This window comes from Bacillus sp. LR--39 (assembly GCF_053613335.1).
In genome coordinates, this window is the sequence record NZ_JBSIOT010000001.1 from 1,483,471 (window position 1) to 1,499,186 (window position 15,716).

Genomic DNA, 15,716 nt, shown 5'->3' on the forward strand with positions numbered 1-15,716 from the left:
CTTTTCTTTATAATTCTTTGAAATCAAGTAAAGGAATCAGCAATTCTGACTCTTCCTTTTCTGGAGTTTCTCCATTGTCGATCCAGCATTGTTCCTTATTGAATATAATCGGAGAAAGCGGGTGTCTTTTTGTCTCTCCATATCCTAATGTGAGATGGCTGTCGCTCAATATCATATGTGCGTTCGTGCCCCCGAATCCAAAAGAACTGATTCCGGCTCTCAAAACCCCTTTTCTGGGACGCCATTCTTTTAAAGACGTGTTCGGAAAGAATGGCGACTGATCAAATTTAAAACGCGGATTTGGCGTTTTACAATGTAATGTCGGCGGGAGCATCTGATTTTTTATAGATAAGGCAACCTTTATAATACTCGCTATCCCCGCTGCACTCATTAAATGTCCGAAATTCGTTTTTACGCTGCCCACTCCGCAAAATTGCGTTTCTTCCGTAACCTCCCGGAACACTTCTGTCAGCGCTTTTAATTCAATCGGATCTCCTATCATCGTACCGGTGCCATGCGTCTCGACATAACTGAGAGTATCTGCATCAATTCCGCCTTTTTTCAGGGCTTTTTTTATCACTGCGCTTTGCGCTTTCGGATTAGGTGTTGTCATTCCCATTGTCTGTCCGTCATTATTAACCGCGGATGAGTCAATTACCGCGTAAATTCTGTCACCTTCGGCAAGGGCGTCATCAAGTCTTTTCAAAAGGACTGCGCCGCATCCCTCTCCCGGTACAAATCCATCTGCCTTCTCATCAAATGTATGACACTTTCCTTCAGGTGAAAGCGCACGCGCCTCACTCAGCATGACGTAAGGTTTTTGATCCAGCAAAATGTCAACTCCGCCCGCAATCGCCATATCTGACTCTTTTGACATCAGGCTTTGACAAGCGAGATGGACGCTGACCAATGAGGAAGAACAAGCCGTGTCTACAACCAGATTTGGTCCTTTCAGATTAAAAAAGTGTGAGATATGCGCACCTATGAAATTTTGTCCTATACCCACGATCGTATTTTTTGAAGGAGAACCTATTTTGGACATAAACGTCCCGGTCCGCGAACCGATGAAGACGCCGACTTCTTTGTTTGATACTTCTTCTTTTGTATAGCCGCCGTCTCTCAATGTCTGGACGCTGACCTCAAGGCATTTTTTGATTAACGGATCAAGCTCTGATGCCTCACTTTTGTTCATATTAAAAAACGCGGGATCGAAAGACTCAATATCTTGAAGAAATCCGCCCCACTTACTGATACTTTTTCCCTTTTCATAGGTGTCAGAGTAGTATGAAGAAATATCCCATCGCGACGCCGGGACTTCGCGGACACTATTTTGTCCTTTCTTCAAATTTCTCCAGAACGTTTCTGTGTCCGGAGCATCCGGAAACTCACAGCCCATTCCGATAATAGCGATTTGGTTCAGACTGGTTTGTTGTATTTGAGATCCGCTGTCCCGTACTTCGGAAGCATTTTGATTTATATGTTGCTCTTTTTTCCGAATCTCAATGTTTTCTGAATCAATTTGAGGACTGATCCCCTCACTTGCAAATAATTCGTTTAAATAGACGCCCAGTTGTGAAAAACTCGGATACTCCAGAAAAGCTGATGGTTCAATTTTTATTTGAAATGCATCTTCCGCTTTTTTGACAAGCTGAACCAGTAAGATTGAATCAACTCCGTAATCCGCAAAAGACGTATCCTGATCTAAATTCTCGTAAGGTATTTTCAGCTCCGCGGAAAAAATCTCCATTAACGTCCTGATCATAGCTTCATTGTCTCCCTGACCAGAGATCTCTTTTTCTTCAGCATCCGGCTTATTTATAGCAGCTTGAATTCTTGTCTGAAGCAGCTGCTCCAGCTTGAATTTCTCCGGATGTGTCTTTGCCGGTATAAGGCAGGGGTATCCGTTTATCGTCATCATTTCATCCAGCATGGCAATACCTGTTTCTGTTGAGTGTGAAAGTAAACCAAGTGCCTGATATGATGGACTTGTCACCTCGCCCATCCCAATGTCCCTCCAGCTCGGCCAGTTAATTGATTGATAATATGTTCTGCCGGCTGCATGCTGATACGCCGCAAAGTAATCCATGAAAGCGTTCGCTGCGGCATAGTCACTTGTTCCGGCGCCTAATAAAGGAAAGGCGCTCGCAACAGATGAAAACAAAATGAAGAAATCAAGTTTGTCATCAATAAAAATGTCATGGAGTACCTGCATCCCCTGCACCTTTGGCTCAAATACTTCTCTTATTTCTTGATCAGATTTATGAATAAAAGCCGGATTCGAATGATTGGCTGCACCAGCGCAATGAATCACCCCGCCGATTTTGCCGAACTTCATTCTCACCTTTGAAAAGAAGCGTTGTAATTTTTCTTTTTCCGTGAGCGGCCCGGAATACACTTCCACCTGAACTCCCTTTTGATCCAACTCATGCAGCAGTTGTAATTTCGAATAAAGAGGTGACTTTTCATCGGTGTCTTTTAACATGCCGGCTATTTTATCAGATTCCGGAAGGTCGGTTACTCCCATCAACACAAGTTTTTTGACTCCCTTGCCGGCATAATGTCTGGCAAGTTCTGCTCCGATCCCTCTTGTTCCCCCTGTAATAACCAGGGTTTGATCCTTACGGCATACCGGCAGGCCGGATCGTTTCCGGTTTATTTCCGCTGCATGTAATTTCTCGACGTATGGAATATAACGTTCACCGTTCCGGTAGCAGATTTCACTATACAGCCCGTCAGCGCAAGCTTCATCTGTGATTACCTGTCTCAATTCCGCCGCAGTCCCGACATGCCCGTCTACATCTATTGTTTTTGATTTTATCTTTTGATACTCCGCACTCAGCATTTTATATAGTCCGGCTGTTTCGGCTCCGGCTAACGACGGCTTGTCATTCAGAAATGTCTGCAGCCCTCTGGTCACATGTAAAACGAAAAGCTGTTTACGTGTGTTTATGATTTCCTGCAGCAGTGTCAGCTTCCCGATTGTGCCGGTGTGTGCCCCGTTTTGATCACTCCGCAAATCTGACAGGTCAATCATGCCGATGATTTCCGGATTTTCTTCTATGACTGCTAGAACCGTTTTTTTGGCTTCTCCATTTGAATGATCCCAGTTATCTGCGCAAATGACAGCGGGTTCAATCAGAGGATCTGAATCAAACAATTCGAATGCAAGCCGCTCACTTTCACTATTAGCCAGGATCATCACCTGTCCTTTCGTAAAAGCGGAAGGCGCAGCCTTTTGTTTTTTCCACGATTTTTTTAATACATCAAATGATAAGTCAATCGGTGTATGGGGCAGACTTTGCGGTACACCTGTTTTTTTCTGTTCCTGTGCTGCTTTTGCGGCAGGCACCCAATATCTGTTCCGTTCAAAAGGATATACAGGAAGAGAGATAAGCTTCGGTAATTCCGCAGTGTACATCTCTTCCCATTCAACGTCTCCTCCGTTCACCCAGTGAATGGCCATATCTCTTGCATTTTCAAAGTGAGCGGCTGACAGGGCACCCTTTTGACCAGCGCCTCGGCGGGCCTTTCCCCTATATAAACCGTTTACCTTCTGATCTGACCGCAAATACATCGTCAGCTTATTGCGAAGATCGTCAATGCTGCTAACCTCAACAGCGAGCCGCTCTTCCATAGCGTTTCTCCCGGTCTGCGAAGTGTACGCAGCATCGGCTAGTGACGTGTTTGGCTCCAGTTCTTTTATATATGCATCAATCAAGAGTCTGAGCCGTTCTTCATTTTTGGCAGAAAGCAGAATAATTTGCGTCTTGTTGCTCTGTACCGTTTCCATCTTTTCTTCATTCTTATACTCTTCGATGATAATGTGAGCATTAGATCCTCCAGCGCCGAAAGAACTGATGCCTGACCTTCTGGCTTGATTTTGCGGCGTCTCCCAATCGGTCAGTTCAGACTGCACGTAAAACGGAGTTTCCCCAAAATCAATATTAGGATTTAAGTTATCGGAATGAAGGGAAGGAGCAAGCTGTTTATATTTCATTTGCATCAGCACTTTTGTGATAGAAGCAATTCCCGCCGCAGCCTCTAGGTGTCCGATATTTGACTTAACCGAACCAATTGCACAACGATAATCGCTTTTCGAGCTGTGCAAAGCTTTGGTTAAACCTGAAATTTCAATCGGGTCTCCCAAAGATGTCCCGGTGCCATGCGCTTCAATATAACTTATGCTGTCTGCATCAATCCCCGCCTTATCAAGAGTTTCACTGATGACGTTTGCCTGCTCGCCCGGATTTGGCACAGTGTATCCGTTTGTTTTTCCGCCGTGATTTACAGATGTTCCCTTAATCACACCGTAAATCCTGTCCCCGTCAGCCTTTGCGGCAGAAAGCGGTTTCAAAAGAACGGCCCCGACTCCTTCTCCCGGCACATATCCGTCTCCTCCCGCTCCAAAGCTTCTGCAGCGCCCATCGCTTGAAACAAAATGGTTTTGTGAAAGTAAAGTATATTTATCCGGGTGTAAGGATAAATTCACTCCTCCGGCTATAGCGAGGGTGGATTCTCCCCTTTTTAAACTTTCACATGCAAAATGAACAGCAGAAAGTGAAGAAGAACACATTGTATCAATTGCAAGGCTGGGTCCGTGCAGATCAAAGAAATATGACACCCGGTTTGCGATAGACGAATAAGAAGACAGGAGCGCCTGACGTTCCTCATCATCTGAAGCACCGGCTGCAAATAACTGATAGTGGCTGTAGGTGACACCGACAAATACACCTGTCTTATGCCGTTTCAACTTTTTCTTTGTGTAACCCGCATCTTCAAACGTGTGCCACGCTGTCTCTAAAAATAACCGTTCCTGAGGATCAATTAACTCGGCATCACGGGGCGAAATTGAGAAGAACAGCGGATCGAATTTATCAGCGTCTTTTATAAAACCCCCCCATTTGCTGTCATGACGGGCATTGTCACCTGTGTGATAATATTTCCGAAAATCCCAACGCTCTTTCGGTATTTCCGTTATACAATCTTTTCCGGAAGAAATATTTTCCCAAAACTGTTCCACATCCTTCGCCATCGGGTAGCGGCCGGCTATACCGATAATTGCAATATCTTCCTCGGAAGGTGCGGATGGTGTGCGGGAAACGGAAAGCTTCTCCCGTTTCGCCGGCGCCGAATGATCAATTCGCTGTTCGGCTGCCGGTAAAAACGCCTTCTTCAACTCATGATGATAGTGTTCAAGAAAATACTCTGACAGCTCTTCAACACTGCTGTATTCAAAGAAAAGAGTCTTAGACACTCTTCCAAAATATTTTTCCAGACGGGAGTTAAGACCTAAAATCGTTAGAGAATCAATTCCGTAACGGTCAAACGTATCCTCGGGTAAAATACTGTCCGCCGGTCTTCCCGTTTCCGCACCGACGATCTCTGTCAAAAGACGAACCGTTTGCTTTTTCAGATCTTTTTCATTTAATTGCGGCAGATTACTGTTGTTTTCAGGCACAGTCTCTATTTCTTTATGATCCGTTGAGAGTAATTCACTTATTCTATCTTTGTCTCCGCTGATAACAGCCAGCTGAGAAGCAGAGCGGCTCATACTGTCCTGAAAAGCGGCAAGCCCGGCTTGGGCGGATAAAAGTTCCAGCCCTGCATGTCTTAAAGCTTGCAGCTCTCCCGGCCCGACTGTCATATTCCCCGCATCCCATAACGGCCAATTAATAGAAAGTGTTTTCCCGGAACGTCCCTTAATGCTTCGATACTGGGTGAATCCGTCCATACATCCGTTAGCGAAGGCGTAGTCGCTTTGACCCGCATTAGGCAGAACGGCCGAAAGGGACGAAAACATAACGAAGAAATCAAGAGGCTCTTCTTCAGCTGCTTTATCCAGCCAAACGGTTCCGAATAATTTAGGCGCTATAACTTCTTCTATGCTTTCTTTCGTTTTTTTTATGATAAATGCATCTTTAACAAGTCCGGCGCTGTGCAAAATTCCGTTTAATTCTCCGAATGTCTGCTTAATGTGCTTAATCAAAGCGTCCGTCTCTTTTTCCTTTGAAATATCTGCCGGGACATATAAGGCTTCAGCGCCAAGATTTTCAAGAGCGCTCAATTTTTGCGCCGTTTCACGGGAGGCCGGGGAACGGCCGGTTAATACCAGCTTGACTTCTGCCTGTTTCGCCAGATATTCCGCAAACAGATACCCGAGACCGCCGGCTCCTCCCGTAATTAAATACACACCGTTCTTTTTTACACTGAAACTATGTTTCTCCCCATCTTCTTTTTTTACTCTTTGAAGCTGCCTTTTATAATAATGCCTCGGCTCATAACAGGTAAAGTGGTCCTTCTTACATTGATTGTTCCATTCAAAAGAGATGACATCTGCAACATGCTGCTTTGTAAACGGCTCGTCAAACATTGATTTCAGCTCTGCAGCCTTACATGTGAAATTCGGATTTTCGGTCTGTACGGTCTTAAGAAAACTTTCAACCGCGTTATAAATCGGCTGAACCTCGCCCTCGGTATTTTCATACAGGTACAAAATTTCTGCTTTCGGACAAAGTTTGTTCGCCATGAAGGCCTGAAACATGTGAAACAAGGAAAACAGACTTTTATTGAGCTGCTTTCTCATTGCATCTTCTGTATTTTTGAAGAGCCCGGCAGCCAAAAAATGAATAATATGACGGGGTCTTATATTTTGAGAACGCAGAACCCCGCATAACGCATCATAATCCTCATCTTTTTCAAAGTTCATTGTAAAACGACCGTTCCGGCAATCTTCGAAACGCTCGCCGGAAGTCACGTAAATGAAAGGTGCCTCATAGCCTTCAAGCTGCCTCTTCATTACGGTATACATGCTGTCGTCTTCGCAAAAAAATAAAATTGGCTCTTTCGTATGCGGGAATTTTTCAATGCCTTTAAATTCATGTCTATCCCATACCATTTCATATAGATGGGTTTTCCCCAAGCTCTTAATTAATTCCAGCCCTTCTTCAGGCGTCAGGCTGCATTCTTTCACCTTTTTCACGATTTGCTCAATTTGCATCGTTTTTTCATTCATGGAAAAGCAACTCCTCTATCAGCTCTGACGTCTCTTTCGTATTCATCTCACCTGTTTGTGCTTTTTCAAGAAGCGACATGATTTCTCCATCTGCTGTATCTTTATTTGAGTTGTGAAGCTCAGTACCCGAGAAAGCCTCAGCCTTCTGCGCTTCATCTTTATTTAAATGAATCCAATGTCTGTTCTTGCTGAAAGGATAGAGAGGAAGAGACAGTTTAACCGGTTTGAGTTCCTCCTCATACAAGTCTTCCCAGCTGATTTCACAACCGATCGTCCACAACTGAGCCAGTTTGGCCGGCTTGTTTTGCTGAATCAGTGATTGAACATATGCATGACCTTCGGGGCCGCCGAATAAAGGAGCGTACAGACTATCAAAATCCGTTACATTTCCTTCATAAACACCTTGCAGCCTGCTCCCCTGAATGTAACCGTTTAATTTTTCAAGAAGATCTCCGGTATTCGAGCAAGTGATCGCAAGGCGGCATTCAAATGGTTCCCTTCCGGTTTGCAGCGTATATGCTATTTCTTCAAGACTGATTCCGGACTTTTCTCTAAAATTGCCGTTATGCGGTTTATCAGCTGATCGATTCCGGATGCTGCTGATATAGCGGCACAGCTCGCTCAGGGTCATTAATTCCTGAAATATGTCTAGTGATATTTCTGTGCCGTACATTTGGTTTATATAAGAGATTAATTCGGAATAAGCCAACGGATCAAATCCGAATTCAGAAAGAGGTGTCTTTGCATCTATATCTGCGGTATCTAAACGCAGGATACCCGCTGCCGCTTCCCGAACCGCCTCTTGCAAATCACGTTCCTGCACCTCTTGCTGACTGAATTGAACTGATAGTTCTTCATGTAAAAACGTTGTTAACTCTTTGGCTTTAACCATCAGCCTTTCCTTTGTTTTGGCCGATAGAACAATGATTTGTTCCCGCTCGGCAGTTACTGCTTTATCTTGGCCGTATTCAAATTCTTCCACGATGACATGAGCATTTGCCCCGCCGAATCCAAAGGAACTGACTCCGGCACGGCGCGGAACTTCATTTCCTTTTCGATCTTTTAACCTGGCCCACTTCATAGTTTTATTGACAATACGAAACGGTGTTCCGCTTAATTGAATGTAAGGGTTCAGTTCCTTGACATGTAGTGTGGCAGGCAGTGTTTTATACTTCATGGATAGTAATACTTTAATCAGCCCCGGCATTCCAGAGGCGGGCTCTAAATGACCGATATTCGTTTTTACTGAACCGATGCCGCAATATTGATCATGATTCTTTCCTGAATGCGGCTCAAAAGATCCAAACGCTTTTTTCAAGCCTTCAATCTCAATCGGATCTCCCAGTTCTGTCCCGGTTCCGTGTGCTTCAATATAAGATATCGTATCAACAGGAATATCGGCATTTTTGTAAACAGACGTTAACAGTTCTGCCTGAGCTTCCGGGTTCGGAGCGGTCAATGAAGCAGATCTTCCTCCGTGATTTTCTCCGGTTCCTCTCAGAACTCCGTAAATATTGTCTCTGTCATTCATTGCCGCTTGCAATGGTTTCAATAACAGAACAGCTGCACCTTCACCGCGGACATAACCGTCGGCAAGTTTATCAAACGTCTTACACCGGCCGTCCCTAGACAAAATACCGAGTTTATCAGTATACATATGCGTGACTGGATCTAAGAGCAGCGAAACCCCGCCTGCTACCGCCAGCTCACTTTCACCATTTTGAATCGAGCGCACAGCTCTGTGGATTGCTACAAGACTGCTTGAGCAGGCTGTATCAATGGACTCACTCGGACCTCTGAAATTAAAATAATGGGATACACGATTGCTGATGAGCGCCTGGCTGTTTCCGGTTCCCGCAAACGCATGCGCCCCGTCCGAATGCCTCATCAGCAGCTGGCGGTAATCATTAAATTGAATGCCCGTAAACACCCCGATATTTTTGCCAGACAGCTTTGAAGCTTTGTAACCCGCATCTTCTATCGCTTTCCAGGTTTCCTGCAAATAAATTCTGTGCTGAGGATCCATGAGTTCTGCTTCCCGCGGATTAATATTGAAAAACGCCTCATCGAATTTATCGGCATCTGTGATAAAGCCGCCCCATTTCGAATGTACTTCGCTGCTTCCTTTGCCTTCGGCGTATTTTTTCCAATCCCAGCGATCCGGGGGAATTTCCTGAATCAAATCTTTTTCATTGATTAAATTGATCCAAAACTCATCTGCATTTTTTGCTCCCGGAAAAACACAACTCATCCCGATAATGGCAACTGGCTGCTTCTCTGGATGATGGTCAGCCTGTCTTGTTGTCTTTTTTTCAAACGGAAAACTTCGCGGCGGCTTCACGGTTTTCCCGGTGGTTTTCCCAGCGTGCACTACTTTCCTTTTTTCAGAAATGTTTTTTTCTGCATCTGTATTCCCTTTTGCAACAGTACGCAGTTCACTGTTTAGAAATTCTGAAAGAGACTTAATATGGCTGTAAGTAAAGAAAACGGCAGGTGTCAGCTTAAGCTTGTATTTTTTATTCAGTCGGACAGCTAATGTTTTCAAACTGATAGAATCAAAGCCGAGATTACCGAAATTCTCTGCCGTATCCAGCTGTTCAATGTTAATTTTCAATAATTCCGATACCATTTGCTTCAGTTCTTCCAGGACATTGTCTGCAGACACCGGTGCTGTATAAGAAATTTCCTCTTGACGAACCGGAAGCGTATTTACTTTTTGATGCGGCAGATCTTTTTTTGCTGGTGTTGTTCCGGCATCCCCGGTAACAACCGAAATTTGCGGGCAGTCACTTGCCAAAATCGTCTCAAAAGCCGCTATCCCTTCTTCCGTTTCCAAATAATCAAACCCGGATGCAGAAAGATATGCTTCTTCAGCTTCTTTGTTTAAATGCATTCCGCCTTTACGCCACAACGGCCAGTTAATCGAAATGCTCTTGCCTTGTCTCTCTTGCCGGCGGCTCTGTTCGAATCTCCAATTTATATATTGATCTTGAAAATAATTGCCCAACGCATAATTAACCTGTCCAAAATCTCCGAAGACCGAAGAAATAGAAGAAAATACGATAAAGAAATCAAGCGGCTCATCTTTCGTTAATTCATCTAAACATACCGTTCCTTCAATTTTAGCAGTCATGCCTTCTGAAAAATCAGTCAGATTCATCTCTGTAAATAACCGATCATCGGCATGACCAGCTGAATGAATAACACCTTGAATGGAGCCCCAAGTCCGTTTCGTTTCTTCTATGACCCGTCCCATCGTCTTTTGATCTGCGGCATCAGCTTGATAATATACCGCATCTCCTCCAAGTGCCTGCAGCCGGTCAATGTTATGGCGTTTATCAGCTGTTAACGGTGACCTTCCCGTCAATACTAATTTTGCTTGATACTGAGAGGCTAAATATTTTGCAAAAATCAGGCCCAGACCGCCCAAACCGCCCGTTATGAGGTAAACCCCTTTCTGTTTCAGCAGATGAGAGTGCTCTGTATGATTGAACACATACTCCTTTAATGTCTTAATATACCTCTTGTTCTTTATATATTTAACTTCTTCCGCCTGCCGTTCCATGCCTGAAACCATTTCGTTAAGGCAAAACTCAGCCATTTTTTCAATTGATATACGTTCTGAAAAGCCGATTGACTTCACATTCTCTGCGGATGGCACCAACATATTTGCCGTTTTTAAACAGCCTGCAAGAGCGCCCGTATACGGATCATTCACGCCTTCTTTAAAAGAGTGAACAAGAAGCAAAGAATGAAGATAAAGAAAGGCGTCACTGCGGGCGCTCAGGGCTTTTAATAAATAAAAAATTGATTCCAGGCCGCTGAGAAGGTGGTCACCCGCGTAAAATGTTTCTCCCGTGTGCAAGATGACATCAGGAGAACATCCCTTTTTCTCCAATTCTTCAAATAAACGAATGTAATCTGACGTCACTTCCGGGTTTACACAGAATGTCAGCAGATTTTGATCGGTCTGCCGCTGATCCGGCGTGACGAGAATGACACGGCTGTCTGATTGATTTTTCAGAGCTTCAGCTAATGCTTCATCTTTTGCAAAGACCAGAATTGTTTTTGGCTCCCTATCTTTGATTTCAATCAGAGGGTTTTTTTGATCCCACTTATGCTCATAAAAACGTACATTTTTATTAGGCTTTTCGCCAAAAACCAGCCCGCTCAGTTCCATCAAAATCCCGCCGGCATTGTCTAATACATACACATCATAAGCCGAATCGCTTTCTCCAGTTTGTTCTGCATATACATAAACGGGTTCAGTCTCATGATCAAAAATCATACATTCTTTAATGTTTTCCGGGAGCTCTCCGGCATTTTCCCCCGCAAGGTATATGACGGCTTGATATACGCTCTCAATAACTTCCGGTTTGATTATGCACCCTTTCGGACCGGCCTTTGCTTTTATCTTTAAAAGCACCTGTCCGTTCCTGCTGACGCAATGCTCTGCCGCTTTCAGACTGTCACTGCAGCTGTATCCGAATTCGGCAAGCCGCTGATAAAACGCTTCGTACGGTATGCGGTCTGCATGCTGAGACAGGAACGGCTCAAGATGAATATTTCCGTTCTCGTACACTCCGCCTTCTAATTCAAGCCGCCCTGATGAATAAATGGATGAGTCGCTCTGTTTTTCTATAGAATACGATGCACCCTGATTATCCGGGGTTAATACAATCCGGATCTGCTCATTGCTTCCGCTTTGTAATATCGGTTCTCTAAAGGAGAGCTCTGTTAATTTAATAATCGGATTCCCTGAAGCCATCGCTCCGGCAGCTCTCGCCATTTCAATCTGGCTGAGAAACGGAAACATTTCCTTGTCTTGATACTTTGTTTTTATATACAAATCGGTATCGCTTACATTGATAAGAAACTTCTGTGCTTTAAAATCAGATATATTGCATGAAATGTAAGGATGCAGATCGTTATTTACGTTCATCCGGCGGCTTCCCGTATTTTGCGCATCTATTCTGCATAGCTCTTTGGCAAATGGATATCCGGGTGCTGATACCCGTCTCAGAGTGGCATCTTTATAAAGTGACGGCCAATCTACTCCGTTACCGCCAACCCAGTATTCAGCAATCTTCACAAGATCCCTGTTTGCGGCTGCTTCTTCAATCTCAGCTTTGTTCATCCTTTGAGCTTCTGTTGTGTCTTTGCCGCTTGTAAAAATATGATCCATCGCGTTTCCGAGAGTATAATCTGTCAGTCCTTTAAGCAATTCATCTTTTGTAGAGGCGATAACAGCCAATCTGTGCGGCATTTCTTCTCTGCCGGTTTGCAAAGTAAATGCTGTATTTCTAAGTGTTTCTAATGGATAATCTCTGGCTGCTATATGTTCTTTTGCGCGTTTTGCATACTCTGCCAGCCTGTCGGCATTTTTTGCAGAAAAAACAAATAAAAGCTGTTCAGGTTCTTCAGCAGCGAGAGAAGAGATAGCTTCATCCGCAAATTCTTCTAAAATAACATGGGCATTAGCTCCTCCTGCCCCGAAAGAACTGATTCCGGCACGCCTGGGAACGGATGACTCCCATTTTTCGGCACTGTCCGGTACATAAAAAGGTGTTTTTTGAAACGGTATATTTTCATTCAATTCAGCAGAATGAGTCAGTGACGGAACAATCGTTTTATGTTTCATTTGAAGAATAACTTTCGTAATGCCCGCTATGCCTGCAGCAGCCTCAAGATGTCCGATATTTGATTTAATCGATCCGATCGCGCATGTTTTCTTATCGCGTTCGGCATCTGAAAATGCTCTGGTCAGACCGGTGATTTCAATCGGATCTCCTAACGCGGTGCCTGTTCCGTGAGCTTCTATATAGCTGATGCTTTTTGGATCAATAAACCCTTTTTTTAAGGCTCTCGTAATGACCTCACTTTGAGCTTTGGGATTCGGCACGGTATATCCATTCGTCTTAGCACCGTGGTTGATGGCTGTTGCCTTAATAACTGAATAAATCTGATCACCGTCCGCAATTGCCTTTTTTACAGGTTTCAGCAGCACGGCACCTGTCCCTTCTCCCGGCACATAGCCGTCTCCTCCTGAACCGAAGCTTCTGCACCGGCCATCACTGGATAAAAATCCGCCTTGAGTCAGGAGTTCATATTTATGAGGATGAATGGATAAATTGACGCCTCCTGCAATTGCAATTTCACATTCATTCCTGATTAAACTTTCACAGGCAAAATGAACAGCCGTTAATGATGAGGAACACATCGTGTCCAAAGCAATACTTGGCCCGCTGAAATTAAAAAAGTACGATACCCGGTTTGCGATTGATGCATATGAGGAAGAAACGGCCGCTTCGTGACCAACGCTGTACAGCTGATATTGGCCGTACATAACCCCTGCAAAAACACCGACGTTTTTTCTTTCAAGCGTTTTCTTTGCGTACCCCGCATCTTCTATGGTGTGCCAAACCGTCTCTAAAAACAGTCTCTCCTGCGGATCAATTAATTCAGCTTCGGCAGGAGAAATATTAAAGAACAACGGATCAAAATGATACACATCGTCAATAAATCCCCCCCATTTGCTTTGGTTTTTTACTTCATTGCCCGCTGCGGGCTGATAGTGCAGCCCCGAATCCCACCGATCCTTAGGTATCTCAGTTATACAGTCTTTACCGTTCAATAAGTTTTCCCACAGAGTATCAAGATCATTTGCCATCGGGTAACGTCCGCTGATACCGATAATCGCGATATCATTATCATGATACTTCTCCTGCTGCACCTGATTTTTCATCTGGATTTTCTGTTTCCCGTTAACATCGGCTGTCTGTTTATGATCTTTTTTCTTCTGAGATGGGGTGCTGCTCCCGTTTTCTCCTAACCGGAGTTTATGAAGAAGAGTATCCCTGTGCTCCTCAACGAAATACTGTGACAATTCTGCCGCAGTCTGATATTCGAATAACAGCGTTTTTGAGAGCGCGCCGAAATGTTTTTCAAGCTCATTCGTCATATTGATAATCATAACGGAATCAAGTCCGTATTTTTCCAATGCCTCTTCTGCATCTATTTTGTCCGCAGGCATCCTGAATTCTGCAGCAATCATTTTTATGATGAAATCAGATGTTTCAGCTGTCAGTTTCTCTGAATCAAATGATTCGATATTTCTCCCTGTTCCTTCATCTGCCTGAATGCTTTCTTTTCGTTCATATAATTGCTGAACATGATTGTCAATTTGCTCATCTCCGTAAAATACAGTAAATTGCGAAAAACCGGAGGACAATGCGACTGCAAACGCTTCTTTACCTTCTTCTTTTTCTAAAGGATAAAAACCCGCCTTTTTCATTGTCTCTACCGTTCGCTCATCCACTTGCATGCCGACTTCTTTCCACAGCGGCCAGTTCAGAGAGAGAGAAATCGTATCAGAATGCTGGGCAGAACGCATATTCATGAAATGATCCATATAACTGTTTCCAAACGCGTAATCAGATTGCCCGACATTTCCCAACACTGCGGAAGTAGAGGAGAAGCAAATGAAAAAGTCAGGATTTTCTTTCTCAACAGCATCATTCAGCCACATCGTACCCAATACTTTCGGTCTGATTACCTGATCGAATTCCTCTCGTGACTTGTTAAGAAGGAAAGAGTCACGGATGATTCCCGCGCCCTGAATGACCCCGTTTACTTTTCCATAAGAAGTTTTGGCTTTTTTGACTAGATAATCGGCTTCTTCCTTATTGGTAATATCAGCCTGAACATAAACAGCTGAAGAACCCGCATCCTCCAATCGTCTCAGCTGTTTTCTTATATGATCTGAAAGCGGAGATCTCCCCGTTAAAACAAGGCAGCATTTTGTTTGAAAAGCCAAATATTCTGCAAAGGTAAATCCTAATCCGCCCGCGCCTCCTGCGATAATATATACTCCATTTTCTCTCAGCGGCACATCTCCGCTTCCGGAATTTTTTTCGGGTTCATACGTTTTGAGCTGTTTGACATAACGCTGCATGTCTTTATAACGGATCTCTACATCTGAAGGCTGGAAATCACTCAGCTCATTGCGTATGATATCAGCTGCGTGAACGGCTGCTATTGACTGCTCCATTTCAATGCTTTTTGCTGAGATTAACGGATTTTCCAGCTGCAATGTCCGCAAAAATCCGCTTGCCGCCGCGTAAAGAGGCTGTTCTCCAGAAAGATGCGAAAAATATCCATATAACAGCTTGATCGGTTTGCGGCAGTTATTTTTGAAGAGCGCCTGTTGCAGTAAAAACAAAGAATAGACTCCGCTGTCGCATTGTTCACGAATCGCTCTCTCTGTCTTTTCAAACGGCATGTCTGACCACAAATGCACCGCTTCCCGTATATCTGACTTCTCTTCTTCTATAAGCCATCCTAACAGGTTTATGTAATCTCTTTCAGAGCGGGGGTCGATTTCAAATACACCGTCCCCGGTTTTTCGAAACTCCTTCCCCGGCTTAACCAAAATAACCCTTGTATCATGCAATGCAGCAAGTTCTTTACTCACATCTTCACTTTTATCAAATAATAAAAGGCTGCCCTCACGTCGGCCGCCTTTTACATGAATGCTGAGATCTGTCCGCTGCCAGACCGTCTGATAATATATCGACTGTCCGTTAACCCCTGCGGAATGAGAACCAAGCTGCTGTATCCGCTTTACTCCTTCTTCCAAAGAAATGATGCCGCTTTCTATGTCAGAAAGTACTTTTTTTCTAATATGACGGGCTTCTTTCATAAA

Annotated in this window: 2 protein-coding genes; both read right to left on the minus strand. The window is 44.1% G+C overall.

What is annotated here, in order from left to right; translation table 11 throughout:
* Positions 1-7: 7 nt before the first annotated feature.
* Entirely contained in the window at positions 8-7,012 is a 7,005-nt protein-coding gene (locus ACWHAR_RS07025) for an SDR family NAD(P)-dependent oxidoreductase (protein ID WP_032874775.1), read from the minus strand.
* Positions 7,005-15,713: a type I polyketide synthase gene (locus tag ACWHAR_RS07030; RefSeq protein WP_032874773.1), complete on the minus strand. Its 8,709-nt coding sequence runs from the start codon at positions 15,711-15,713 to the stop codon at positions 7,005-7,007. The genes ACWHAR_RS07025 and ACWHAR_RS07030 overlap by 8 nt, the downstream gene beginning before the upstream one ends.
* Positions 15,714-15,716: the final 3 nt, after the last annotated feature.

Excerpts from the sequence above, each read along its gene's own strand:
- ACWHAR_RS07025 (WP_032874775.1), bottom strand. The coding sequence starts at position 7,012 with ATGAATGAAAAAACGATGCAAATTGAGCAAATCGTGAAAAAGGTGAAA.
- ACWHAR_RS07030 (WP_032874773.1), bottom strand. The coding sequence starts at position 15,713 with ATGAAAGAAGCCCGTCATATTAGAAAAAAAGTACTTTCTGACATAGAA.